We start from the raw sequence: 22208 nt of genomic DNA on the forward strand, positions 1-22208 counted from the left end.
CCGTAACCGGTGCTAGACCGCGGGCTTGGCCCCCTGGACCAGCTCCGTCAGCATTCCTCCCACGTCCTTCGGATGAAGAAACGCGATGGACGAGCCCATGGAGCCGTGACGTGGCTTCTCGTCGAGCAGCCTGACACCCTTGGTCGCGATCTGCTCCATGGTGTCGGAGACGTCGCCTACCCCGAAGGCCACATGATGGACACCCTCGCCGCGCTTGGCGAGGAACTTGCCGACGGGGGAGTCGGGGGAGAGGGGCTCCAGGAGCTGGATGTAGGAGTCGCCGGAGACGCGGAGCATGGCCTCCTTGACGCCCTGTTCCTCGTTCACCTCCCGGGCGACTACCTCGAGCTCGAACAGCTCGGAGAACAGCTTGATCTTCGCCTCTAGATCGTGGCAGGCGATGCCGACGTGATCGATGCGCAGCAGCATGCGACTATCGTGGCAAAGGACGCCGCATTGATGCCAGTGGAGGTCCCCATGTCTGGTTCCGTCATCGTCGCCGGAGCTCGCACACCGATCGGAAAGCTGCTCGGTTCCCTGTCCGGTCTGTCCGCCACCGACCTGGGCGGAATCGCCATCAAGGCGGCGTTGGAGCGGTCCGGTATCACCGGCGACCAGGTCGAGTACGTGATCATGGGTCAGGTGCTGCAGGCGGGCGCGGGGCAGATCCCCTCCCGCCAGGCCGCCGTCAACGCGGGCATCCCGATGACCGTGCCGTCGCTCACGATCAACAAGGTGTGCCTGTCCGGCCTCGACGCCATCGCCATGGCCGACCAGCTCATCCGCGCGGGCGAGTTCGACATCGTGGTCGCCGGCGGCATGGAGTCCATGACCAACGCGCCGCACCTGCTGCCCGGCCTGCGCAAGGGCGTGAAGTACGGCAACAGCCAGGTGGTCGACTCGATGGCGCACGACGGCCTGTTCTGCGCCTTCGACCAGTGCGCGATGGGTGAGTCGACCGAGCGCCACAACGGCCGCCTGGGCATCAACCGCGAGGAGCAGGACTCCTTCTCCGCCCGCTCCCACCAGCTCGCCGCCGCCGCGATCAAGAACGGCGTCTTCGACGACGAGATCGTCCCCGTCGACATCCCCAAGAAGGGCCTGTTCAAGGACGACGAGGGCGTGCGCGGCGACACGACGGCCGAGACCCTGGCCCGCCTGCGTCCCGCCTTCGCCGCCGACGGCACGATCACCGCGGGCTCCGCTTCACAGATCTCCGACGGCGCCTGCGCGGTGGTCGTCATGTCCAAGGCCAAGGCCGAGGAGCTCGGCCTGCCGTGGCTGGCCGAGATCGGCCGCCACGGCAACGTCGCCGGCCCCGACGCCTCCCTGCAGTCGCAGCCCGCCAACGCGATCAAGCACGCTCTCGGCAAGCAGGGGCTGTCCGCCTCCGACCTCGACCTGGTCGAGATCAACGAGGCGTTCGCCAGCGTCGTGCTCCAGTCGGTCAAGGAGCTCGGCATCGACATGGACAAGGTCAACGTCAACGGCGGCGGCATCGCGCTCGGCCACCCGATCGGCGCCTCGGGCGCGCGCATCGTCCTGGCCCTCGCCCACGAGCTGAAGCGCCGTGGTGGAGGGCTCGGCGCCGCCGGCCTGTGCGGCGGCGGCGGTCAGGGCGACGCGCTCATCATCAGGGTTCCCTGACCGACGGTGTGCGGCCGATCCGGCCCGCGTGACTCCTGCCCCGCTAGAGCCACCGGGCCGTCGGCCACGCCTCCAGCTTCCAGGCGCTGTCCCAGAACATCCACTCGTACTCCGTGGCCTTCACGAACGCCTCGGCCATGGCCGTACGGTCGCCGCGCTCGGCCAGCCGGTCGGTGATCGCGCGGGCCCGGGTGACGGCGGCCTCGAACGACGGGTCGGCGTAGGTGGCGATCCAGGCGCGGTAGGGGTGGTCGTCGCCGCTGTGCTTGACGAGTGCCTGGCCGACGTCCTGGTAGACCCAGAAGCAGGGCAGCACCGCCGCGGCCAGCACCTCGTACGGCGCGGCGAGCGCGACGGCCTGCAGCCACGAGGAGTAGGCCAGGGCGGTCGGCGAGGTGGGCACGCCGGTCAGGTCGGCCGCGGTCAGGCCGTACTCCTCGATGTAGCCCTCGTGGAGGGTGCGCTCTGCGGCGATGGCGCCATGGGCGCTCTGCGACCAGAAGGCGATCTCGTCGGGGTCGCTCGCCCGCACCGCGGCGGTGGCCAGTGCCTTGGCGAAGGCCTCCAGATAGCGGGCGTCCTGGACGATGTAGAAGGCGAAACGTTCGCGGTCCAGGGTGCCGTCGGCGAGGGCGGCGTTGAAGGGGTGTTCGTGGATGGCGGCCAGCAGCGTGCTCGTGCGGGCCCAGACGTCGTCGGTGAACATGACGTTCCCTTCGCTAGTGCTAGCTAGATCAGGTTCGACGGGTGTGTTCTCAGCCCTTTTGCGACATATGGGCACCCCGCGTCATGGTTCACCCTAGCGGACTACGTGTTCTTGGGGCGCTTGGGCGCCCATCGGTGGCGGCTGCGGCCGGCCTGGCGGGCGCGGCGCTCGTCGGCGGCCTCGCGGTGGAGTTCCTCGATGTGACCCTTGATGGCCAGGTATTCGATGTCGGGAAACATGTATTAATCATCTGGCTAAGGCCCGGGGCGCCACATGAGGGAGATGCCTTATTCCTCGCTCCCTTCGCACGCGTAGGCATACTTCGGCGCCTTATAGGCGTCCACGGGCCGGGTGAGCCCGGTGCGCGCGTCGATGCTGAAGACCGCGTGCTCGGTGCGGCGGCACGACCTCGCGGTGATCATCTCCTGGGTCGACCAGTACAGGTGCTCGACGCGGTGCTTGGCGGGCACCGTGGCCCGCACCTCGTGCGTGATCCTCCCGGTCCGCAGGTTGTACAGGCGCAACCTGCCCGTGCCCGCGGCGAGCGTGGCCACGGTGGTGCCGTCGGGGGAGAGGGCGAACGGCGCGTTGGCCGCCACCGCCTGCGGCGGGGTGTCGACGAGCGCCGTCGAGCCCCGCTCGTCGATGAGGACCAGGTCCGTGGTGTTGAGGAGGGTCAGGCGGGTGAGCAGCAACCGGCCGCCGTTCACCGAGGCGACGCCGCCCGAGTCGTCCACCGCCCACAGCCGGCGGCCCGTCGCCGTGTCGAACAGCTCGATCCGGCCGCTCTCCCGCGAGCCGATCAGGCCGTCGCCGTCGGGGGAGAGCGTCAGGAACTCGAAGGGGCGAGGGCCGAGGTCGACGACGCCTCCCGCCAGATGGCGGACCGTGAGCCGCGCGTCGCGGTAGTAGGCGAGGGTGAGGCCGTCGGCCGACACCGCCAGAGGCGCGCGGCCGGCGTCCATCTCCTCGTCGGGCCGGGCCCTGGCCTCGTGGAACCGCTCGGACCTGCCCGAGCGCCGCAGCAGCGTCCAGGGGGAGCACGAGTCGACGCAGCCCGCTCCGTAGGCGAGCCGGACGGGGTCGGGCGGCGCGGTCCCGGGTGGTGGTGGCTGTGCCGTGCACGCCGTGAGGAGCAGGCAGAGCATGAGGAGGCGGCGCATCGTCAGCCTCCGCAGAACTCGGCCGTGAAGGCGTCGGCCTTGATCTTGTAGGTCTCCCTGACCTGGCCCGCCCCCGTGCGGACGTCATAGGTCATGACCGTCACCTTCCTGGCGCGCTCGGCGTGGACGGTCAGGGTGTCGGCCCCGGTCCAGTCGATCACCGAGACGCCCTCGGGCAGCTTCACCGGCACACCCGCGCGCACCTGGTCGGCGGCCAGGTCGTAGACGAACAGCAGGCGGTTGACGGTGAGCGCGACGTGCCTGCCGTCCGGGCTCAGGGCCAGCGGCGCGTTGGCCGCCACGACCTGCGGCGGGACGATCCTCCTCAGGACGGCTCCCGCCGGTGAGCGGACGGTGAGCTCGGTCGTCTTGTCGGCGGTCAACCGGCTGGTGAGGGTGAGGCTTCCCCCGAAGCCCACGAACTGCTCGGCGGCCCGCCACAGGGTCCTGCCGGTGGTGGTGTCGACGACCTGGACGTCGCCGTCGCCTCCGGCGGCCAGGAGGCCGCCGTTCTGCGAGAGTTTCAGGGTGCTGGCCGTCGTGCCTGGAACGGCGACGCGTTTCTCGCCCATTTTCCAGACATAAAGCGTTTTGTTGGAGCGGCCGACATAGGCGACATGGTGGCCGTCGCCGCTCACCGCGATGGGAGCGGCGACCATGTTGCTGGGGTCGCCTGCCGTACGGGCATCCTCGAGCCGCACCTCGCGGCCCGAGTGCATGGTCAGCCGCCAATCTCCGCAGATCAGCGGGCAACCTTTCAGTGAGACGTACCTGATCGCATCGTGATGCGGCTGCGGTTGGAGCAGCGCGATCAGTAAAACCCCCGTGACTAACGTCATGTCCCGTTGGATGCCGCTCTTTCAAGATTTGTTGCTAGATACCGCTCTAGGCTCCGACGGTGAACGTCACGCTGACCTTGGTGAAGCCGAGCGACTTCAGCAGGCCCTCCAGCATGAGCTTGGTGTTGGTGTCCGCCCGGTTGCGCAGATCGCTGGAGACCGCCGCCTCGGCGATCTTCTTCTCCGCCAGCAGGTAGAGCTCGCGCTGGTCGGGCGGGGAGCCGGCGAGAAAATCGGAGACCCGGTCGACGAAGCCCTTCTGCTGGGCGAAGACGTACGAGCGGGAGTTGTCCAGGTTGGGCTTCTCGAGCTGGGCCCGGGGGATGCGGATGCTCGCCTCGGTGCGGGCCTCGTTGACCTTCACCGCGTCCTTGGCCAGCCCCGAGAAGTCGACGTAGGCGTCGACGTTGCCGGCGCCGACGAAGAGCGTGCGCTCACCCTTGATCGAGGCGGGAAGGAAGTTGGCGTCCTTCTCCAGGTCCACCACGACCTGGAAGCTGCCGGTCGCCGCCTCGAAACGGGCCAGGTTGTGGATGGACTGCAGCAGCACGGGCTGGCTGCGGTCGATGGTGCGCTCGCCCAGCGGATCCACCCAGGACCAGGCCAGGCGCAGACCCACCGCTAACAGCGCGACCAGGACGAGGGCCAGCGCGACATATCGCCACCTGCGACGCAGGACAGTGTTCATGATCTGAGCACTACCCCTTGTGAGGCCCTCATTGCCACCCAGGAGGTGAGATCTCCGAGACCGTCGCCGTCGGGTAGATCGGATAGACCTGCGTCACGCTCGGCGTGGGCCGCGCCGGATCCGCCATCGGCCCCGGTCCGCCGCCGAAGTGCCTGCTGGACAGCCTGCAGGCCTGGAAGTCGTTGTAGAACATGCGCAGCCACTCGCGCCGCTGGTGCTCGCTGAGCCCGGAGAACCAGGCCGCGGCGTACTGGTGCTCCGGCAGCGGCCCGCCGGGCAGCGGCTCGCCGCGCAGCCACGCCACCACGATCTCCCGGTAGCCGTCGCCGGGCGAATCGGTGCACTTGGCCGCCAGGCTCTCGACGTAGGCGTCCACCGCCTCGTCGGCGAAGCCGTTCGACAGGTCGGCCATCTGGATCGGCACGATCCCCGCGCCCGCCCGCAGCTCGGAGCCCAGCGGCCGCTGCTCCACCCGGGTGAAGGCCGCGGGCGTGCCGGAAAGCCGCGACGCGATCCGCGTGAACGCCGCCGACAACTCCGTCAGCCCGCCCCGCATACCCGGATGCACGCACACCGTGATCGGCCAGTCCTCGCAGGCGTAGGCGATCGGCCGCGTCGCGGCCACCTCCTGCTTGGTCACCAGCCGCGCCACCCCGGCACCCGCCGCCAGTACGGCCAGCATCGCGCACGCCAGCACCAGCGGCCGCCTCGTCACCCACGCCGCCCAGCCCAGCAGCAGCGCCAGCGTCAGCCCCAGCAGCCACATCGTCTGGTCGAGGAAGGCGGCGCTGGTCAGACCCTGGAACAGGTCGTACGGCTCGCCCGTGCCCGGCGCCAGCCGGTCGGCCCAGGTGCTGCCGTCGGCCAGCCACGTGAACAGGGCATAGCAGCCCAGCCCGGCCAGCGGCGGCGTCAGAGCACGCGGCAGCAGCCAGCCGGTCACCCAGCCGATCATCACGTACAGCGCCAGCCCGGCCATCCCCATGCCCAGACCGGCCACGCTCAGCCGTCCCGCCTGCTCGGTGAGCACCGTCTTGACCGCCAGCACCAGCACCGTGGCCGCGAACGCGCCCACGACGACCAGCACGATGGACAGCGGCGCCTTCAGTGCACGCCACGTGCTCACCCGCGCCATCTTCGGCCGGGCGCGCAGCGCACGCCGCTTGCGCAGCGCCACCCACGCGGCGAACGCCGCCGCCACCGGCCCGGTCAGCCGCAGCGAACCGATCACCGCGACGACGATGTTCTCCCACGCGTCGACGCCGGGAATCAGCACACTCCACGCGGCCACCAGCCCCACGGCCAGCAGGACCGCCACGGTGACCGCCGCGCTGAGTTTCAGTTCTTCACGCGTGATCGCCGCACTTTCACGCACACGAAGTCCAGATGAAATACATCACTACCCCCCGGTAGGTGACCCCCGTTCACCCTTCGTAGCGAGAACCATAACTGAGCGTGATGTTTCGCGAGCAGTTTCTTGGTCAAGCGATGAATCTGCTCGCTCTCCGTAACCACACGAAACAGGCGCTACCGTTACGCTGTGCCGCTCAACCTGCCTTTCGACCCCATCGAGCGCGCCGCGGAGAGCTGGCGTGTTCACTTCGGACCGTCCTCAGCCATGGCCGCCGTCACCTCGATCATGAGAGCGCACCAGATCCTGCTGTCGCAATTGGACGCACTGCTCAAGCCCTATGACTTGACCTTCGCCAGATACGAGGCATTGGTTCTGTTGACCTTCAGCAGAACGGGAGCCCTCCCGCTGTCGAAAATCGGCGAACGCCTCATGGTCCACCCCACCAGCGTCACCAACACCGTCGACCGCCTCGAACGCGCCGGACTCGTCAGCCGACAGCGCAACCCGCGCGACGGCCGCGGCGTCCTGGCCGAGATCACCCCCCAGGGCCGCGACGCCGTACGGCAGGCCACGGCGGACCTCATGGCCGCCGAGTTCGGCATGAGCGCCTACCCCGCCTCCGACTTGGAGGAGATGTTCGGCCTCCTCCGCACGCTACGGGTGGCGGCAGGTGACTTCGCCATGCGGCAAGATGAAGAGCATGGCGGACATCTCTAGGCCCGGGTCGCTCTACGGAGCTGTGGATCTGGGCGCCAGGAAGCAGGCATTGGACGCGCAGGCGCGGCGCGAGGCGGCAGGCCCCCAGTCCGCGGCGGCCTCGATCGTCGACGTGACCGAGGAGACCTTCACCACCGACGTGGTCGAAGCCTCCATGGCGGTGCCGGTCATCGTCGACCTGTGGTCACCACGCGCCCCCGGCAGCGCCCAGCTCAGCCCGATCCTCGAGAAGGTCGTCGGCGAACTCGGCGGCCGCGCCGTCCTGGCCCGCATCAACGTCGACGCCAGCCCGCAGATCGTCCAGGCCCTGCGCGTGCAGGCCGTCCCCACCGTCCTGGCCATCTTCCAGGGCCAGCCCGTCACCGGCTTCGCCCAGGTGCTGCCCGAGCCCGAGGTCCGGCGATGGATCGACGAGCTCATGGGGGCGATCGAGAAGTTCTACGAGGCCAACCCGTCGCTGCGCCCCACCTTCGACGACGACGCGCCCGAGGGCCCCACCGAGCCCCCGGCCGACCCCGACCTCCTCGCCGCGGAGCAGGCCATCGACGCCGGCGACCTCGACGCCGCCGCTGCCGCCTACGAGCGGCTGCTCGCGCGCAAGCCCGGCGACGAAGACGCACGCATGGGGCTGGCGGGCGTGGGGCTCATCCAGCGCACCGTATCGGTCGACCCGGCCGACATCGACCGGCGCCTCGGCGACCCGGGCGACCTCGAGGCGCAGCTGGTGGCAGCCGACCTCGAGATGTTGTCGGGCGGGGTGGAGCAGGCGTTCGAGCGGCTCATCGGCGTGGTGAAGCGGACCTCGGGGGACGACAGGGACAAGGTGCGCAAGCACCTGCTGTCGCTGTTCGAGGCGCTGCCCGCGGACGACCCTGCCCTGGCACAGGCCCGCCGGGCACTTTCCAGCGCCCTCTTCTAACGGCTCGGGCCTCGCGGGGTCGTGCGCCTTCGGCGCTGGCGGGCTCGGGCTGTGTCCAGTGGGGGTGGTCCTTCGGCCCACCCCCACACCCCCGAGGTCGATGGCCCGGGGGCCATCGACACCCCGTGCGGGGGTCCCTTCCGCGATTCGGCGTGGCAAGCGGGGGTCTTAAGTCGTGAGGCTGAGATGCGGATTCGCATGCCGACGATGCCTACCTAGGTGATCGGCCACTCGGCTCGATAGGGTTCGACCCCCTCCAGCGCAGCGAACAGCGTGCCCCTGACGGGGAGCCTTGGGGCGACCGGCAGGGCAAGGGGTCCTGCAGTCGGTGCGATGGACGCTTCCAGTCCTCGGGCGACACTGCCGCGTCGAAGCTGTAGCGCGGAGGCAGCCATCGATGTGCGGATCACCGACGTTACGGTTCTGCTGGCATCGCGGGCGTGAAATCGCAGCCGGGGCCCTACCCTCGCGCATGCAAGACCCCCACACCCGCTCAGATCCGAATCACCACCTTCCCGAACGCCCGCCCCTCCGCGTAATACCGGTAAGCCTCCGCCGCCTCCTCAAACCCGAACACCCGATCAACAACCGGCCGGATCCTCCCAACCGTGATCGCCCGGTTCATCGCCTCGAACTGCGCCCGGCTCCCCACCGCGACCGCCCGCACGCTCGCCCCCGAGGCGAACAGCGCCCGGGGGTCCAGTGGCGACGCCGTTCCGCCCAGGAAGCCCACGCAGGCGACCTGCCCCCCGATCCGCGCCGCTCTGAGCGACGCCTCCAGCGTCCCGGCCACGTCCACGACGCGGTCGGCCCCTCGCCCGCCCGTCAGTTCCACGACGGTGCCGGCCCAGTCCGGCACGGCGCGATAGTCGATGACCTCGTCGGCCCCCAGTGCCTTCAGGCGCCGCGCTTTCTCCCCGCTGCTCGTCGTGGCGATCACGCGGGCTCCCAGCGCCTTGCCGTACTGCAACGCGAAGAGCGACACGCCGCCCGAGCCCTGAACCACCACCGTCTGCCCGGCCAGAAGGCCGGCGCCGTCGCCGGTCAGCGCGTTCCATGCGGTGACCGCGGCGCAGGGGAGCGTGGCGGCCTCCTCCCAGGTCAGGTGATCGGGAACCGCCACCAGCCCGCCCTCGTCGATCACCGCGAGTTCGGTGAGCATGCCGTCCAGCGAGCCGCCGCGCTGGGGCAGGTGTTCCAGGCCGAAGGGGCCGTCGTGCCAGCTGGGGAAGAGGGTGGCGGCGGCGCGGTCGCCGGCGCGGAACCGGGTGACGCCGGGACCGACGGCGACGACCTCGCCCGCGCCGTCGGAGTTCGGGATCACGTCCGGTTTCACCGGAAGCACGTACTCGCCGCGTGCCACCAGCAGCTCGCGGTAGCTCAGCGAGCTGGCCCGTACGGCGAGCAGGACCTGGCCGGGGCCGGGGGCGGGATCTTCGTGTTTCCTCATGGTCAGCGCGTCGATCCCTGCGCCGCTGTCGAGGTGGTAGCTACGCATGCGCCTCCACCTCGATGATCTCGGCGCCCGTCTTGCTGTAGCCGAGGGCTTCGACGATGAGCCCGTCGCGGATGTGCATCAGGTTCACGCCGCGCACGGAGTCGGCGGGGCCGTCGCCGAAGCGGTAGCGCCAGCGGATCGTGGCCCGGTCGCCGAGCACGACCACGTCCTCGGGCTCGAACTGGGTGGTGCGGTCGTCGGCGAGGGCCCGCCAGAACGTCAGACAGGCTTCGCGGCCTTCGTAGCGGGCGCCGTCGGGCGCGGGCTGGATGGCTTCCATCACGCAGTCGTCGCCGATCAGGTCGTCCAGGAGGTCGGGCTCGTGGTGGACGAATGCGCGGTTGAAGCGGTCGATGACCTCGGCCGTGGTGCGGTGGGACACGTGGACTCCAAAGAGATAGAACGTTCGGTCTACCCGGACCATATAGACCGGTTGATCTACTCGTCAACCCGTGGCACTCTTGAGACCTATGAGCAGCCGCACCGCACCCGGCCCGCGCGAACGTCTCCTGGACGCCGCCCAGAAGCTGACCTACAGCCATGGCGTCGGCGTCGGCGTCGACACGCTCCTCAAGGCGGCCAACGTGGCGCGGCGCTCCCTGTACGAGCACTTCGACGGCAAGGACGGCCTGATCGCCGAGGTGCTGAGGCGCAGCACCGCCGAGGACGAGGCGCGCTACGAGGAGACCATGCGGGCCGCGGGGGACGACCCGCGGGAGCGGCTCCTGGCGATCTTCGACAAGCTGGGCGAGATCATCGCCGAGCCCGACTTCCGCGGCTGCCGCTATCTCGCCGCCGACCTGGCGCTGGCCGACCCCGACCATCCGGGGCACGCCGTCACGCGCGACTATCGCAAGCGCGTGCACCGCCTCATCGAGCACGAACTGGTCGCGCTCGGGCACCGGAAGCCCGCACGCGCGGCCGAGCAACTGCTGCTCCTGATCGACGGCACCCTGGCCGCCGGTGCTACCCGCCCGGGTACCGACCCTGCCGCATCCGCCCGCGAGCTGGCGGAACACATCCTCGACGCCGCCGGGTAGGGCCACCGCTTAGGCATGGACGCCGGCTGGGCCGTACAGCGTGAGCATGGGTGTACTCAGGACAGGGCCCCCGGCGGCGGGCGACCGTTGTCGTGACATCGCTCCATCCGACACGGAAGGACCCCTCACGATGAATCGCACCCGCTCGGCACTCCTCGCGGCCGGCCTCCTGGCCGGCGTCATCGCCGCCTCGGGGGCGGCCGCAACCTCGGCCTCGGCCGCCCAGAGCACACAGAACGCACAAAGCACCCAGAGTGCCCAGAGCACACAGAACTTCCAGTGGTTCCAGATCGTCGCCGAGCACAGCGGCATGTGCCTGGACGTCGCGGGCGCGAGCACGGCTCACGCTGCCGACGTCATCCAGGGCACCTGCGGCGGTCCCGGCGCGGGCAGGAACCAGCACTGGCGGCTGGAAGGCGTGCCCGGCTTCGCCCGTCACGTGCGCGTCATCGCCCGGCACAGCGGCAAGTGCCTGGACGTGGCGCACGTCAGCGCCGCCCACGGCGCCAACGTCCTGCAGGCCTTCTGCGGCGGGCCGGGGGCGGCGGCGAACCAGCTGTGGGAGATGAGGTCGCTGCGCTCTGGAACGCTCCAGCCGTTCAGGTTCGTCGCGCTGCACAGCGGAAAGTGCCTGGACGTCAAGCACGCGAGCCTCGCTCACGCCGCGGACGTCATCCAGGGCACCTGCGGCGGCCTGGGCTCCGGCGCCAACCAGGTGTGGCGGCTACGGCTGGTCGCCGTCGCGAAGAGCTGACGCGCCCAGCAGAAGTGCCCGGAGCGCACCCCCCACGGCCTCCAGGTCCACCGCCTCCGGGGCGACCCGCCACTGCGCGTGCACCCCGATGACCGCACCCACCAGCAACACGGTGAACGCCTCCGCCCCCACCCCCGGCGGCAGCGCCCCCTCAGGAATGTGTCGTCCGAGCCCGTCGCGGAGCGCCGCGTGCAGTCTGGCGTAGTGCTCACGGATGGGGGAGTCCGCCTCCACCGCCTCGGCCAGCAGGGTGATGAACAGGCGCGCCACCGGCAACCGCACGAAACCCATCACCCGGTCGAACGGATCGTCCGACGGCCGGTCGAACCCGTCCAGTACGGCACGCAGCCGGTCGTCGAGCACCGCTTCCAGCAGCCCCAGCTTGTTGCCGAAGTGCCACGGGATGGAGCCCCGGCTGATGCCGGCCCGCTCGGCGATGTCGATGAAGCTCGTCCGCCGGTACCCCTGCTCGGCGAAGAGCTCGGCGGCCGCCGCCACCAGCAGCCTGCGGCTCTCCTGTGTGCGCTCGTCGCGTCGCGTGGCCATGACATCCAACATAGCCAATGTCGCTCAACATGTTCTATGTTAGCCAACATAGAAAGGAGCAACCATGTTGCTGCGATGGGCGAGCGGAATCATGATCGTGCTGGGACTGGGTCACCTGTCCCTCGTGACGCTGAGCGCGGGGGAGGAGATCGCCGGGTGGGCGGAGCGGGGCCTGTGGGCCGCCGTTCCGCTGACGCTGGGCGGCGGCGGGGACGCCGCGACCATGAGCACCAAACTGACCTTCTGGAGCGGCCCGGGAAGCTTCTCCGTGCCGCTGGTCGTGCTGGGGTGCCTGATCTGGCACCTGGCTGGACGCGGCGTCGCCGTACCCGCCGCCGTCGGCTGGGCCGTCGCGGCGTGGTGCGTCGTGGGCGGCGTCCTGCTGGTGCCGTCGCCGTTCTTCGTCGGCGCCGTCGCCGGAGTACTCATCGTCGTGGCGGCACGGAAGAGCACCCACAGTGACGATCCCGTCACCGCTGCGTGAGGTGATGCCATCCCTGAGGCTGGAGTGACCGATGATGCGGCCGGGGAGCATCGGGAACATGGCGAGCACATTCCAGCGGGACAAGGTCAACCTCGTCTTCACCGCGATGGACGCCGACGGCGACGGGGTCCTGCGCGAAGACGACTTCGTGGCACTCGCGCGCCGGTGGGCGAGCGTGCGGGTGGCGGGCGACGAGGACCGCCTGATCGCGATCATGCACGGCTGGTGGAGCACACTGGCCGCCCGATCGCGCGACCCGCGGTCGGTGGCCGTCGACGACGTCCTCACCGTGGTCGACCTGCTCGGCCAGATGCCGGACGCGGTCACGGCCACCGCCGACGCCATGTTCGAGGCCGTCGACGAGGACGGCGACGGGCGCATCTCGCCGGTGGAGTACCGGCTCATGATCGAGGCGTGGAACGGCCGCCCCACCGACACCGCCGACGCCTTCGCCCGGCTCGACCTCGACGGCGACGGCATCATCTCCCGGTCGGAGTTCGCCCGGCACTGGAGCGAGTTCTGGGCGGGCGACGACCCCGCCGCCCCCGGCGCCTACGTCTTCGGCACACCACGCGCCGCCTGACTCGTCCAGGGACTGTCGCAGGCGCCTGCCAGACTCCGGGCCATGGATGTCGTTCGCAAGAGGCTGCACGGCGTCGACTTCTCCGGCCGTCACTTCGCGGGCTTCCACGCGCGCGGCGCTTCGTTCGTCGAATGCGACTTCACGGAGGCCGGCTTCGATCAGCTGTCGCTGGGCACGTCGATGTCGCGGCAGACGATCTTCCGTGACTGCGTCTTCGAGCGAGGTGGCCGCCCTGGGCCGCGACACCAATGCCTTCACCGGCAACGACTTCACCGGCGCGGAGCTCGACGGCGTCGCCTTCCACGACATCGACCTGCGAGCCCAGCGGTTGCCCGGGCTGCCGGGCCACGCGCTGATCGACCGGGTCGCCGACCGGGTGCGCGCGACGCTCGCGCTGGTCGAGCGCTGGCCGGACGAGCGTCATCGCGACGAGGCACGCCGAAGTCTCGAATTCCTCGCGCGACACAGAGGCGACGAGGCGCTGGTCACGCCGAGAGACCTGGGCCGCAAGCTCCCGCCCGCCCTGCGTCAGGAGCTCTTCGAGGCGATCAGACGCAGGTCCAGCGATACATCCCCTGACCCAGGCTCACCGCCTCGCGAGCCAGGTCCCGAAGCCCCGTGACGCGCTCTCTCTCGTAGTCGGCCAGCAGCTCGTCATCGGCGTACTCCCGCAGCCGGGAGTCGTCGACGGCGGCCAGCGCCGCGACGACCTCGTCCGGCACCCGGTCGACCCCCGACGACTCCTCGTCGTCGGCAACGGGAAGGCAGCGGCCGAACTCACTCGGATCGCGGCCGCTGAGCTCGGCTGCCAGGTCGTCGGGGTCGTCGAGCCAGCCCTTGCAGTCGAGATACGGCAGCCGCGCTCCGGCGGGCCCGCTCGCCAGGATGCGTTCCGCCGCCTGGTCGGAATCGATCAGGAAGTAGTCCACCAAGACGCCCATGGCGCGCAGCCTAGATCCCGTCACCGACAGGATGGTCAAATGGGGCGATGACCAAGGAGGAGCCTGCCACGAGACAGCGAGCGGACGGCGACAGCAGCGCCGTTCGCCGGCCGAGCGGAACCCCGGCATGAGCCACCCCGACGAGGAGTTCCTGCGCCGCCAGTACGGCTGGAGCGGGGCGCTCCGGGTGACGCGCGGCCCGCGCGGCGCGCTGGGGCAGATCTGGCGCGTCGAGACGGGCGACGACGTCCACGCGCTCAAGGAGATCTACGCCGACCCGCCGGGTGACGGCCGGATCGAGGCGGAGCTGGACTTCACCCGCCGCGCCGAGCGGGCCGGGGTCAGGTCTCCGCGGAGCCGCCCCGACCTGTGGGGCCGTCACCTGGTGGCCACTCCCCGCGGCACGTGGTTGCGCCTGTACGAGTGGCTGGAGCTGACGCGCGTCGACCTGGCGGAGGCCGCCCTTCCCGCCGAGCTGGGCGCGCTGCTGGCCCGCCTGCACCTGGCGGCGCCGCCCGCCAGGACGGAACTCGACGGCATCGTGCAGCACCCCTGGTACCACCGCGTGTCGCCGATCCCCGAGCGCTGGGCGCAGTTGTGCGCGGTGTTGTCCCCGCCCGACCAGGACGAGCTGGTGCTCTGCCATCGTGACCTGCATCCGGAGAACATCCTGCGCGACGAGCGGGGCGGGCTGGTCGTCGTCGACTGGGACAACCTCGGTACGGCGACGCCGTCGAGGGAGCTGGCCGCGGCGCTGTTCGACTGGTTCTGCGACGGCCCGGAGCCGGATCTCGGCGCGATGGGGCACATGTACGACTCCTACGTCGCAGAAGGCGGTCCTGGCAGGATCGGCGGGCAGGAGGACTTCACCATGCTGGTGGCGACCAGGGTGAACTTCCTGCAGTTGCAACTGCGCAAGGTCGAGGATCCGGCCCATCGTGAGTGGGCCGAGCGGGAGATCGCCGAGAGCCTGCGCATCATGCCGGCGCCCCGTCACTTCGCCCTCGTCCGCGACCTCCTGCGCTCCCGCCCCGGGCCGAAATAGCACGTGGCGCACCTCGGCTCCGGCTCCGGCGAGTGGGTTCGTGGCGATCGTGCGGGATTATCTCCTCCGGGGCGTTTGCGAGCCACCATCACAGCGTTAACCTGGCACTATGCGAGTCGTCACGATCTCGGCGACGTACGGCACCGCCGGCAGTGTCATCGGCCCCGCGGTGGCCGAACGCCTGGGCGTGCCCTTCGTGGACCGCGCGATCCCCAGTGCCGTGGCCGAGGAGCTCGGATGCACGCTGGAGGAGGCGCTGGCCCACGACGACCGGGCGGAACACGGCCTCGGAAGGCTGCTGTCGGGGACGATGCGCCTGCCGACCGTCACCTTCGGCGGCGTCGACATGTACGTGCCCGGCGCGATGCCGCTCGCGCCGGAGGAGTTCGTGCGCCGCACCGAGAAGCTGTTGAAGGAGTCCGCCCGCAACCAGGGCGGCGTCTTCCTGGGCCGCGGCGGGGCGCTCGTCCTGGCCGACGTCCCCGGCGCGCTGCACGTGCGGCTCGACGCGCCGGTGCGCAGGCGGGTGCTGCAGACCGCCGCCTACTCCGAGATCAGCGAACGCCAGGCCCGCAAGGTGATCGACGACAACGACCGGGCGCGCACGGCCTATGTGCGCCACTTCTACCGGGCGGATCCCGCCGACCCCTCCCACTACCACCTGGTGATCGACAGCACCACCATCCCGGCCCCGGTCTGCGTCGACCTCATCACGAGCGCGGCCGAGGCGCTGAACTGAAAAATCTTCTTCGTTAGCCGCACGTCACCAGGCAGTGCTCCGGAGATGGCACCATTGACTGCACCCTTTTAGTGCTGAGGAGCGGATTGACGTGGCCACGGTCCCGAGCGTGTCGTACTCCATCACCGTCCGGCTCGAGGTGCCGGCGGGCGGCAAGGCCGTCAGCCAGCTCACCCACGCCGTAGAGTCGGCGGGCGGGGTGGTGACCGCCCTCGACGTGACCAACGCGGGTCACGAGAAGCTCCGCATCGACGTGACCTGCGCCGCGCGTGACACCGACCACGCGCAGGCGATCGTCGACCAGCTCGACGCCATCGAGGGCGTCGTCATCCACAAGGTCTCCGACCGTACGTTCCTCATGCACCTCGGCGGCAAGATCGAGATGAAGTCGAAGGTGCCGCTGCGCAACCGCGACGACCTGTCGATGGCCTACACGCCCGGTGTGGCGCGGGTCTCGATGGCCATCGCGCGCAACCCGGAGGACGCCCGCCGCCTGACCATCAAGCGCAACAGCGTCGCGGTCGTCACCGACGGCTCCGCCGTCCTCGGACTCGGCAACATCGGTCCCGCCGCGGCCCTGCCGGTCATGGAGGGCAAGGCCGCCCTGTTCAAGCGCTTCGCCGACATCGACGCCTGGCCGATCTGCCTCGACACCCAGGACGTCGACGAGATCGTCTCCATCGTGCGGGCCATCGCGCCCGGCTTCGGCGGCATCAACCTGGAAGACATCTCCGCCCCCCGCTGCTTCGAGGTCGAGCGCCGCCTGCGCGAGCTGCTCGACATCCCGGTCTTCCACGACGACCAGCACGGCACCGCCATCTGCGTGCTCGCCGCCCTGACCAACGCGCTGCGCGTGGTCGGCAAGCAGCTGCCCGACGTGCGCATCGCCATGGCGGGCGCGGGCGCGGCCGGCACGGCCGTGCTGCGGCTGCTGCTGGCCGCCGGGGCGCGCAACGTCATCGTCTGCGACTATCTCGGCGCCGTGCACGCCGGGCGCGAAGACCTCGACGAGTCGCTGCGCTGGATCGCCGAGCACACCAACGCCGAGGGCTACTCCGGCGACCTGCGCGGCGCGGTGAAGGGCGCCGACGTGTTCGTGGGCGTCTCCGCCCCCGGCATCCTCACCGGCGACGACATCGCCACCATGGCCGACGACGCGGTGGTCTTCGCCCTGGCCAACCCCGAGCCCGAGGTCGCGCCCGACGAGGCCGCCGCGCACGCCGCCGTGGTGGCGACCGGCCGCTCCGACTTCCCGAACCAGATCAACAACGTGCTGGCCTTCCCCGGCGTCTTCCGCGGCCTGCTCGACGCCCAGGCCGACGGGGTGAGCGAGGAGATGCTGCTGGCCGCCGCCCGCGCGCTGGCCGCCGTGGTGACCCCGGAGGAGCTGGGTCCCAACTACATCATCCCCTCGGTCTTCCACCCCGACGTGGCCACCGTGGTCGCCGCCGCGGTCCGCGAGGCCGCCGGCGGCCGCGCACGAGGGTTCACCGAGGCCTAACCGGCGTTCGCGCGAGGCCGGGCGGGGAGCAGCGCCGCCGCCACGACCAGGGCGGCGTTGACCAGCACGGCCGTGGAGATGTCCGTCATCACGACCACCGCGCTCATGATCGGGATGCCCATCGTGATCCCGACCTGCTGCGACATGGTCGCCAGGCCCGTGGCCAGGCCCTGCTCGGAGTCGGGCACGCTCGTCGCCCTGACCATGAAGCCCACGATGGCGACCATGTTGCCGACGCCGCCGACGAACGTGGCGGCGAGCAACAGCCAGATCCACCCCGATTCGCTGCCGAGCAGGGCCAGGGCGGCGGTGGCCACGGCCTGCACCGCGAAGCCGTACAGCAGGATCCTGGGGCTCTTGATCCTGGGGGCGAGCAGGCCGCCGAGCACCGTGCCCAGGCCCAGCACTCCGAAGGCCAGGCCGGTCGCGAGCGGGGTGTAGCCGAGCACGTTCTGCAGGTAGAGCGTCATCAGGAAGACCAGCGAGGTCTCGGTGGCGAAGGCCAGCAGGCCCGCCAGGTTGGCCCACTTGACCTGCTTGAGCACCTTGATCGACACCAGCGGCGCGGCGGCCCGTCGCTCGACGAACCAGAACGCCACCAGCAGCACGATCCCCGCCGCGAGAGCGGGAAGGTTGGTGTGGCTGAGGCCGAAGACCAGGGCGAGCAGGCCGAGGGTGACGGTGACGGCGCCGGGCACGTCCATGCGCGGGCGCTCGGCCGGGCGGCTCTCGGAGATGACCATCGGGGCGAGCACCAGGACGGCCGCCGCCACGGGCACGTTGATGAAGAACGCCCACCGCCAGCTCAGCAACTCCGTCAGCAGCCCGCCCAGGATCGCGCCCGAGGTGAAGCCCGCCGACATCAGCGCGCCGTTGAGTCCCAGCGCCTTCCTGCGCAGCGGCCCCTCGGGGAACGACGTGGTCAGCAGGGCCAGTCCGGCGGGGGTGACGACGGCGGTGGCCAGCCCCTGCAGGACGCGGGCCGGCAGGAGGATCTCCGGCTCCGTCGCCAGGCCTCCCACCAGCGACGACAGTCCGAGCAACGCCATGCCGCCCAGGAACAGCCGCCGCCTGCCGAACAGGTCGGCCACCCGGCCCGCCAGCAGCGTGAACCCGGCCGCGGCCAGGGCGAAGGTGGTGGCGATCCACTGCAGGTCGGCCAGGGCGAACCCGAGTCCCTCGCCGATCACCGGGAGGGCCACGTTCAGGATGGAGAAGTCGACGGCGAGCATGAACTGCGAGCCGAGCAGCAAGGTCAGCACCAGCTTCTGGCGCCCGGTCATGCGATCTTGGAGAAACACGATGGGGACTCCTTAATGGGAGATATTTCCCGTTAAGATAGCACTAGGAGGTTGCTAATGGAACAGGAGTCCCGTTTGTCGGGTAGTCAGCGTCCGGGAGGGCGTACGGCACGCGTGCGCGCCGCCGTCCTGGAGGCCACCCAGGACGAGTTGGTGGAGCGCGGATTTCACGGGCTGGCCATGGACCAGGTCGCGGCGCGGGCGGGGGTGGGCAAGACGACCGTCTACCGGCGCTGGGGCGGGCCCGCCGGGCTCGTCGCCGACCTGATGGACTCGCTCGCCACCGAGTCGGCGCCGCACGCGGACACGGGGACGATCGAGGGAGATCTGCTGGAGAACGCCCGCAACGTCCTCGGGGCGATCACCGACGCGCGGCTGGGGGCGACCTTCCAGGCCGTGATCGCGGCGGCGACGTGCGACGAGGAGGCGTCGCGAGCGCTGCACGGGTTCTACACGCGCAGGATCGAGGAATGGGCCCGGGTGGTCGACCTGGCCGTCGAGAGGGGCGAACTGCCCGCCGGGACCGACGGCGGGGAGGTGATCAGGGCCGTCTCCGCGCCTTTGTACTACCGGCTGGTGGTCACCCGGGAAGAGGTCACCGGCGACGTCGCGGCGCGGGTCGCCGGCCAGGTCCTGGCCGCCGCCCGCGCCGGCGCCTTCGTCCGGGCTAGAACCTGAAGGTCTCGCGCGGCCAGATCGCGCTCATCCACCAGGCGATGCCGCCGACCATCAACAGTCCCGCGCCGGTGGCCAGCTTGCCCATCAGGTCGGCGGGCGGCCCCGTGTACGGCAGCCGCCTGCCGTACCCCCAGTCGTTGTTGTTCCGGTGGTACGGCTTGCGCTTGCAGTCGTTGTAGACCTTCTCCTCGGCCACCTCGACGTTGTTGCTCACCACGGTGATCCTGGCGCTGTCGCGGGGATCGACGGTCACCGTCTCCTTGTTGGTCTCGCCGGTGTCGGGGTCGCCGCGGTCGATGCGCTCGCCGTCCTTGAGCACCGTGTACTCCGTGCGCTTCGAGCCCTGGTTGGTGATCGTCACCGTGACCTGGTTGGAGCGGCAGTTCACGTCGCTGAACTCCACCTTGAGCGGGGGCGGCTCCGCCAGGGCGATCCCGGGGACGATGATGGCGGCGCCGACGGGCACGGCCGCCAGCGCGAGACGGAGTGGTGAAATCATGTGACATGCCCCCGAAACAGTGATCTTTGCTACCTACAGTGCCCATATGATTGCGGAAAGTAACATGACTTGCTCGGGGGAGCGGGAAGCCCGTCCGACCCCTCATCATGGATGTATGGCGGAGGCGATCTACGTCGGCGGGTTACTGGTGGCAACACCACTGCTCGACGACCCCAACTTCCGGCGTAGCGTGGTGCTCGTCCTCGAACACGACCGCGACGGCGGCACACTCGGCGTGGTGCTCAACCGGCCCAGCGAGATCTCGGTGACCCAGGTCCTGCCCGTGTGGGACTCCCTGGTGACCGGGCCGCCCGTGCTGTTCGAAGGCGGGCCGGTGCAGACCGACAGCGCCCTGGCCCTGGCCGCCGTCCCCAGCGGGGAGGAGCCGCTCGGCTGGCGCCGCCTGCACGCCGCGGCGCCCTCCGTCGCGCGCCTGGGCACGGTCGACCTCGACGCGCCGCCGGAGATCCTGCGCGGGGAGATCGCCCAGATGCGCATCTTCGCGGGCTACGCGGGGTGGACGTCAGGGCAGCTGGAGGGGGAGATCGCCGAGGGGGCCTGGTACGTGGTCGACTCGGAGATGGGCGACACCTTCCACCAGGACCCGGCGGGGCTGTGGCGGCAGGTGCTGCGTCGGCAGCCGGGGGAGCTGGCGTTCGTGGCCACCTGTCCCGACGACCCGACGATGAACTGACTCGCCTCCCGTCCCGGCCGCGGTCACCCGGGAAACAGCCAGGCGAACGCGGCCACGCTCTTGTCCACGTACGCGGCGACGCCGTACGCCAGGTCCTCCAGCACGCTGCAGCGCGCGTGGAAGACCGCCCGCTCCCTGATCCCGTCGGCCTCGCCGTAAGCCCGCAGGGCGGAGTCGAGCGCGACCGGGCCGAGGTCGCGATACAGCAGCCCGAAGTCGTAGGCGGGGTCGCACAGGGCCGCGTCGCTCCAGTCGATGACGCCCGTCACGGCCAGCGTCGCCGGGTCCACCAGCACATGCTCGATCCCCAGGTCGTTGTGCGAGAACACCGGCTCGTACCCGTCGTGCGGCGGCGGAGCGGCGAGGAACGCCTCGATGCGCGGCCGGTAAGCGGCCGGCACCTGGCCCGCCACCGCCGCGTAGGTCTCGGCCGCCTCCTCCAGCCAGGCCGCGCCCGGCTGCACGTCCAGCTCCACCAGTGAGACCATCCGGCCGGCGTGGAGGGCGGCGAGCAGTTCGCCGACGGTCGTGCCGAGCCGGGCCGCCGAGGGGTCCGGGACGGGCAGGCCGAGCAGCGGCGTGCCGGGAAGCCTGCGGTAGCCGAGGCACCCCAGCCCGGGATCGGCGAAGAGCGGTTCCGGGACCGGGACGGGCGAGATGCGGGCGACGGCGTGCAGCAGGCGGGCCTCGGCGTCGATCCGCGCGGCCCGGCTCTCCGGGTCGGGGTCCTTGCTGAAGCGCACGATCAGCTCGCCGTCCAGCTCGAACGCGACGTTGTCCTCACCCTCGCCCAGCCGGGTGATCGAGCCCGCCCGGTGGTGCGGCAGCCTGGCGGCCACGGCCTCACGGACACGGTCGTCGCTCCACGTCTCCATGGCTAGGACTCTAGATCGCCCGCCAGAACCGCGGGCGCGAGCTCGCGCCACTCCCGCAGTGGCGCCCGGTCCTGGTCGGCCGTGAGCACCTGGAGGCAGACGTGGTCGGCACCCGCGTCGAGGTGCTCGCGCACCCGCTTCTCCACGACGTCCACGTCCCCGTAGGCCACGATGGTGTCGACGAGGCGGCGGCTGGGGCCGGCGAAGTCGGCGTCGTCGAAGCCCTGGCGGCGCAGGCTGGCGGTCTGGTGCGGGGCGTTGCGCGCGTAGAAGCCGACGTGCTGGGCGGCCACCTCGCGGGCCCGGCCGGTGTCGGTGTCGAGGACGACGGCCTGCTCGACGGCCAGCAGGGCTCTCGGTCCCATGATCTCGCGGGCGCGGCGGGTGTGCTCGACGCCGACGAAGTACGGGTGGGCGCCGAGGGTGCGTTCGGCGGCCAGGGCGAGCATCTTGGGCCCGAGCGCGGCCAGCACGCGGCGGGGCGGATCGGCGGGCGCGGGGGAGTTGAGCGGGATGGCGTCCATGGCGTCGAGGTAGCCGGTCATGGTCCGTACGGCGTCGCCGCGGCTGGGGATGCTGTAGCCGTCCATGTGAAGGGGTTCGTCGCTGACGCGGTGCCCGCCGATGCCGAGCAGGTAGCGGCCGGGGAAGGCCTCGTTGAGCGAACGTTCCGCCGCGGCCATGGCTATCGGGTCGCGCAGGGCGATGTTGGCGATGCCCGAGGCGACGGTGAGGCGGCTGGTGGCCGAAAGGGTCATCCAGGCCTGGCTGACGGTGTCGCGGCCGAATCCTTCGCCGAACCACAGGGTGCGGTAGCCGAGCTCCTCGATCTCGGCTGCGGTCTCGGCGACGCGGGTGGCGGGCAGGGCGTCCAGGGCGAAGGTCCAGATGCCGGCTTTTCCAAGCATGAGTGAACTCCCTCATATACGGAGAGGCTCTCCGGTTGTCTGGCCGGTACGATACGGAGAACCGCTCCGCTTGTGCAACCCTGGAGAAC

At 70.6% G+C, this 22208-nt stretch carries 28 protein-coding genes and 1 riboswitch; of the genes, 13 read left to right on the plus strand and 15 right to left on the minus strand.

Annotated elements, in window-relative coordinates; translation table 11 throughout:
- Positions 1-12: 12 nt before the first annotated feature.
- Entirely contained in the window at positions 13-429 is a 417-nt protein-coding gene (gene mce / locus HNR30_RS22070; protein WP_181611793.1) for a methylmalonyl-CoA epimerase, read from the minus strand.
- A 48-nt stretch (positions 430-477) separates the two neighbouring features.
- Here mce and HNR30_RS22075 point away from each other — a divergent pair, with 48 nt between their 5' ends.
- Positions 478-1647 carry an acetyl-CoA C-acetyltransferase gene (locus HNR30_RS22075; RefSeq protein ID WP_181611794.1) on the plus strand — a complete coding sequence of 390 codons (1170 nt, stop codon included), beginning with the start codon at positions 478-480 and terminating at the stop codon, positions 1645-1647.
- 43 nt (positions 1648-1690) lie between these two features.
- On the opposite strand, the gene HNR30_RS22080 is transcribed toward HNR30_RS22075, so the two are convergent.
- From HNR30_RS22080 to HNR30_RS22105, 6 genes are all read right to left on the minus strand, one after another.
- Positions 1691-2353 carry a TenA family protein gene (locus tag HNR30_RS22080; protein ID WP_181611795.1) on the minus strand — a complete coding sequence of 221 codons (663 nt, stop codon included), beginning with the start codon at positions 2351-2353 and terminating at the stop codon, positions 1691-1693.
- Positions 2341-2442, minus strand: a riboswitch (TPP riboswitch). It overlaps the preceding gene by 13 nt.
- 12 nt (positions 2443-2454) lie before the next feature.
- Positions 2455-2592, minus strand: a complete 138-nt coding sequence (locus HNR30_RS22085) for a hypothetical protein (protein ID WP_181611796.1) — start codon at positions 2590-2592, stop codon at positions 2455-2457.
- A 48-nt stretch (positions 2593-2640) separates the two neighbouring features.
- Positions 2641-3516: a WD40 repeat domain-containing protein gene (locus HNR30_RS22090; protein ID WP_181611797.1), complete on the minus strand. Its 876-nt coding sequence runs from the start codon at positions 3514-3516 to the stop codon at positions 2641-2643.
- Positions 3517-3518: 2 nt separating this feature from the next.
- Positions 3519-4355: a hypothetical protein gene (locus HNR30_RS22095; RefSeq protein WP_181611798.1), complete on the minus strand. Its 837-nt coding sequence runs from the start codon at positions 4353-4355 to the stop codon at positions 3519-3521.
- A 46-nt stretch (positions 4356-4401) separates the two neighbouring features.
- The gene (locus HNR30_RS22100; protein WP_181611799.1) at positions 4402-5043 is read right to left on the minus strand and encodes a DUF4230 domain-containing protein; all 642 of its coding nucleotides are present in this window, start codon (positions 5041-5043) and stop codon (positions 4402-4404) included.
- Positions 5044-5071: 28 nt separating this feature from the next.
- Entirely contained in the window at positions 5072-6418 is a 1347-nt protein-coding gene (locus HNR30_RS22105; RefSeq protein ID WP_181611800.1) for a hypothetical protein, read from the minus strand.
- 165 nt (positions 6419-6583) lie between these two features.
- Here HNR30_RS22105 and HNR30_RS22110 point away from each other — a divergent pair, with 165 nt between their 5' ends.
- Positions 6584-7114 carry a MarR family winged helix-turn-helix transcriptional regulator gene (locus HNR30_RS22110; RefSeq protein WP_181611801.1) on the plus strand — a complete coding sequence of 177 codons (531 nt, stop codon included), beginning with the start codon at positions 6584-6586 and terminating at the stop codon, positions 7112-7114.
- The gene (locus HNR30_RS22115; protein WP_181611802.1) at positions 7098-8033 is read left to right on the plus strand and encodes a tetratricopeptide repeat protein; all 936 of its coding nucleotides are present in this window, start codon (positions 7098-7100) and stop codon (positions 8031-8033) included. The genes HNR30_RS22110 and HNR30_RS22115 overlap by 17 nt, the downstream gene beginning before the upstream one ends.
- A gap of 493 nt (positions 8034-8526) precedes the next feature.
- On the opposite strand, the gene HNR30_RS22120 is transcribed toward HNR30_RS22115, so the two are convergent.
- On the minus strand, positions 8527-9531 hold the full coding sequence (locus tag HNR30_RS22120) for a zinc-dependent alcohol dehydrogenase family protein (protein WP_181611803.1): 1005 nt from the start codon (positions 9529-9531) through the stop codon (positions 8527-8529).
- The gene (locus HNR30_RS22125; protein WP_220133808.1) at positions 9524-9913 is read right to left on the minus strand and encodes a nuclear transport factor 2 family protein; all 390 of its coding nucleotides are present in this window, start codon (positions 9911-9913) and stop codon (positions 9524-9526) included. The genes HNR30_RS22120 and HNR30_RS22125 overlap by 8 nt, the downstream gene beginning before the upstream one ends.
- An 88-nt stretch (positions 9914-10001) precedes the next feature.
- Here HNR30_RS22125 and HNR30_RS22130 point away from each other — a divergent pair, with 88 nt between their 5' ends.
- Together HNR30_RS22130 and HNR30_RS22135 are read left to right on the plus strand one after the other, a co-directional pair.
- On the plus strand, positions 10002-10571 hold the full coding sequence (locus tag HNR30_RS22130) for a TetR/AcrR family transcriptional regulator (protein ID WP_181611805.1): 570 nt from the start codon (positions 10002-10004) through the stop codon (positions 10569-10571).
- Positions 10572-10701: 130 nt separating this feature from the next.
- Positions 10702-11325, plus strand: coding sequence for an RICIN domain-containing protein (locus HNR30_RS22135; RefSeq protein WP_181611806.1), 624 nt, complete (start codon positions 10702-10704; stop codon positions 11323-11325).
- On the opposite strand, the gene HNR30_RS22140 is transcribed toward HNR30_RS22135, so the two are convergent.
- A complete protein-coding gene (locus HNR30_RS22140; protein ID WP_181611807.1) occupies positions 11296-11871 on the minus strand; it encodes a TetR family transcriptional regulator in 576 nt (191 codons plus the stop codon). The two genes, HNR30_RS22135 and HNR30_RS22140, sit on opposite strands and share 30 nt — an antisense overlap.
- A 64-nt stretch (positions 11872-11935) precedes the next feature.
- On the opposite strand from HNR30_RS22140, the gene HNR30_RS22145 reads away from it, so the two are divergent.
- The 3 genes from HNR30_RS22145 (at position 11936) to HNR30_RS22155 (ending at position 13560) form a co-directional block, all read left to right on the plus strand.
- Positions 11936-12355 carry a DUF6463 family protein gene (locus tag HNR30_RS22145; RefSeq protein ID WP_220133809.1) on the plus strand — a complete coding sequence of 140 codons (420 nt, stop codon included), beginning with the start codon at positions 11936-11938 and terminating at the stop codon, positions 12353-12355.
- A gap of 58 nt (positions 12356-12413) precedes the next feature.
- On the plus strand, positions 12414-12938 hold the full coding sequence (locus HNR30_RS22150; protein ID WP_181611808.1) for an EF-hand domain-containing protein: 525 nt from the start codon (positions 12414-12416) through the stop codon (positions 12936-12938).
- Positions 12939-13140: 202 nt separating this feature from the next.
- Positions 13141-13560: a hypothetical protein gene (locus tag HNR30_RS22155; RefSeq protein ID WP_181611809.1), complete on the plus strand. Its 420-nt coding sequence runs from the start codon at positions 13141-13143 to the stop codon at positions 13558-13560.
- On the opposite strand, the gene HNR30_RS22160 is transcribed toward HNR30_RS22155, so the two are convergent.
- Positions 13487-13879, minus strand: coding sequence for a hypothetical protein (locus HNR30_RS22160; protein WP_181611810.1), 393 nt, complete (start codon positions 13877-13879; stop codon positions 13487-13489). The genes HNR30_RS22155 and HNR30_RS22160 overlap by 74 nt on opposite strands.
- Positions 13880-14006: 127 nt before the next feature.
- Between HNR30_RS22160 and HNR30_RS22165 the strand changes: the two genes are divergently transcribed.
- The 3 genes from HNR30_RS22165 to HNR30_RS22175 all read left to right on the plus strand — a co-directional run bounded on the left by HNR30_RS22165 (position 14007) and on the right by HNR30_RS22175 (position 17164).
- Positions 14007-14924, plus strand: coding sequence for an aminoglycoside phosphotransferase family protein (locus HNR30_RS22165; protein ID WP_181611811.1), 918 nt, complete (start codon positions 14007-14009; stop codon positions 14922-14924).
- Positions 14925-15033: 109 nt separating this feature from the next.
- Complete coding sequence (locus HNR30_RS22170) at positions 15034-15663, plus strand: cytidylate kinase-like family protein (RefSeq protein ID WP_181611812.1); 630 nt, start codon at positions 15034-15036, stop codon at positions 15661-15663.
- Positions 15664-15754: 91 nt separating this feature from the next.
- The gene (locus tag HNR30_RS22175; RefSeq protein ID WP_181611813.1) at positions 15755-17164 is read left to right on the plus strand and encodes an NAD-dependent malic enzyme; all 1410 of its coding nucleotides are present in this window, start codon (positions 15755-15757) and stop codon (positions 17162-17164) included.
- Here HNR30_RS22175 and HNR30_RS22180 read toward each other — a convergent pair.
- Positions 17161-18465: an MFS transporter gene (locus HNR30_RS22180; protein ID WP_312894556.1), complete on the minus strand. Its 1305-nt coding sequence runs from the start codon at positions 18463-18465 to the stop codon at positions 17161-17163. The two genes, HNR30_RS22175 and HNR30_RS22180, sit on opposite strands and share 4 nt — an antisense overlap.
- Positions 18466-18522: 57 nt before the next feature.
- On the opposite strand from HNR30_RS22180, the gene HNR30_RS22185 reads away from it, so the two are divergent.
- On the plus strand, positions 18523-19143 hold the full coding sequence (locus tag HNR30_RS22185; RefSeq protein WP_181611814.1) for a TetR/AcrR family transcriptional regulator: 621 nt from the start codon (positions 18523-18525) through the stop codon (positions 19141-19143).
- On the opposite strand, the gene HNR30_RS22190 is transcribed toward HNR30_RS22185, so the two are convergent.
- Positions 19133-19642, minus strand: coding sequence for a hypothetical protein (locus tag HNR30_RS22190; protein WP_181611815.1), 510 nt, complete (start codon positions 19640-19642; stop codon positions 19133-19135). The two genes, HNR30_RS22185 and HNR30_RS22190, sit on opposite strands and share 11 nt — an antisense overlap.
- Positions 19643-19757: 115 nt before the next feature.
- Here HNR30_RS22190 and HNR30_RS22195 point away from each other — a divergent pair, with 115 nt between their 5' ends.
- Positions 19758-20336 (plus strand): YqgE/AlgH family protein, encoded by a 579-nt coding sequence (locus HNR30_RS22195; RefSeq protein ID WP_181611816.1) that lies wholly within the window; start codon positions 19758-19760, stop codon positions 20334-20336.
- Positions 20337-20359: 23 nt separating this feature from the next.
- Here the strand turns inward: HNR30_RS22195 and HNR30_RS22200 are convergent, their stop codons facing one another.
- Both HNR30_RS22200 and HNR30_RS22205 read right to left on the minus strand, forming a co-directional pair.
- Positions 20360-21211, minus strand: a complete 852-nt coding sequence (locus tag HNR30_RS22200) for a phosphotransferase family protein (protein ID WP_181611817.1) — start codon at positions 21209-21211, stop codon at positions 20360-20362.
- 2 nt (positions 21212-21213) lie between these two features.
- The gene (locus HNR30_RS22205) at positions 21214-22119 is read right to left on the minus strand and encodes a TIGR03620 family F420-dependent LLM class oxidoreductase (protein WP_181611818.1); all 906 of its coding nucleotides are present in this window, start codon (positions 22117-22119) and stop codon (positions 21214-21216) included.
- Between the last annotated feature and the right edge of the window lie 89 nt (positions 22120-22208).

The sequence above is a fragment of the Nonomuraea soli genome (genome assembly GCF_013761175.1).
Classification (GTDB): Bacteria; Actinomycetota; Actinomycetes; order Streptosporangiales; family Streptosporangiaceae; genus Nonomuraea; species Nonomuraea soli.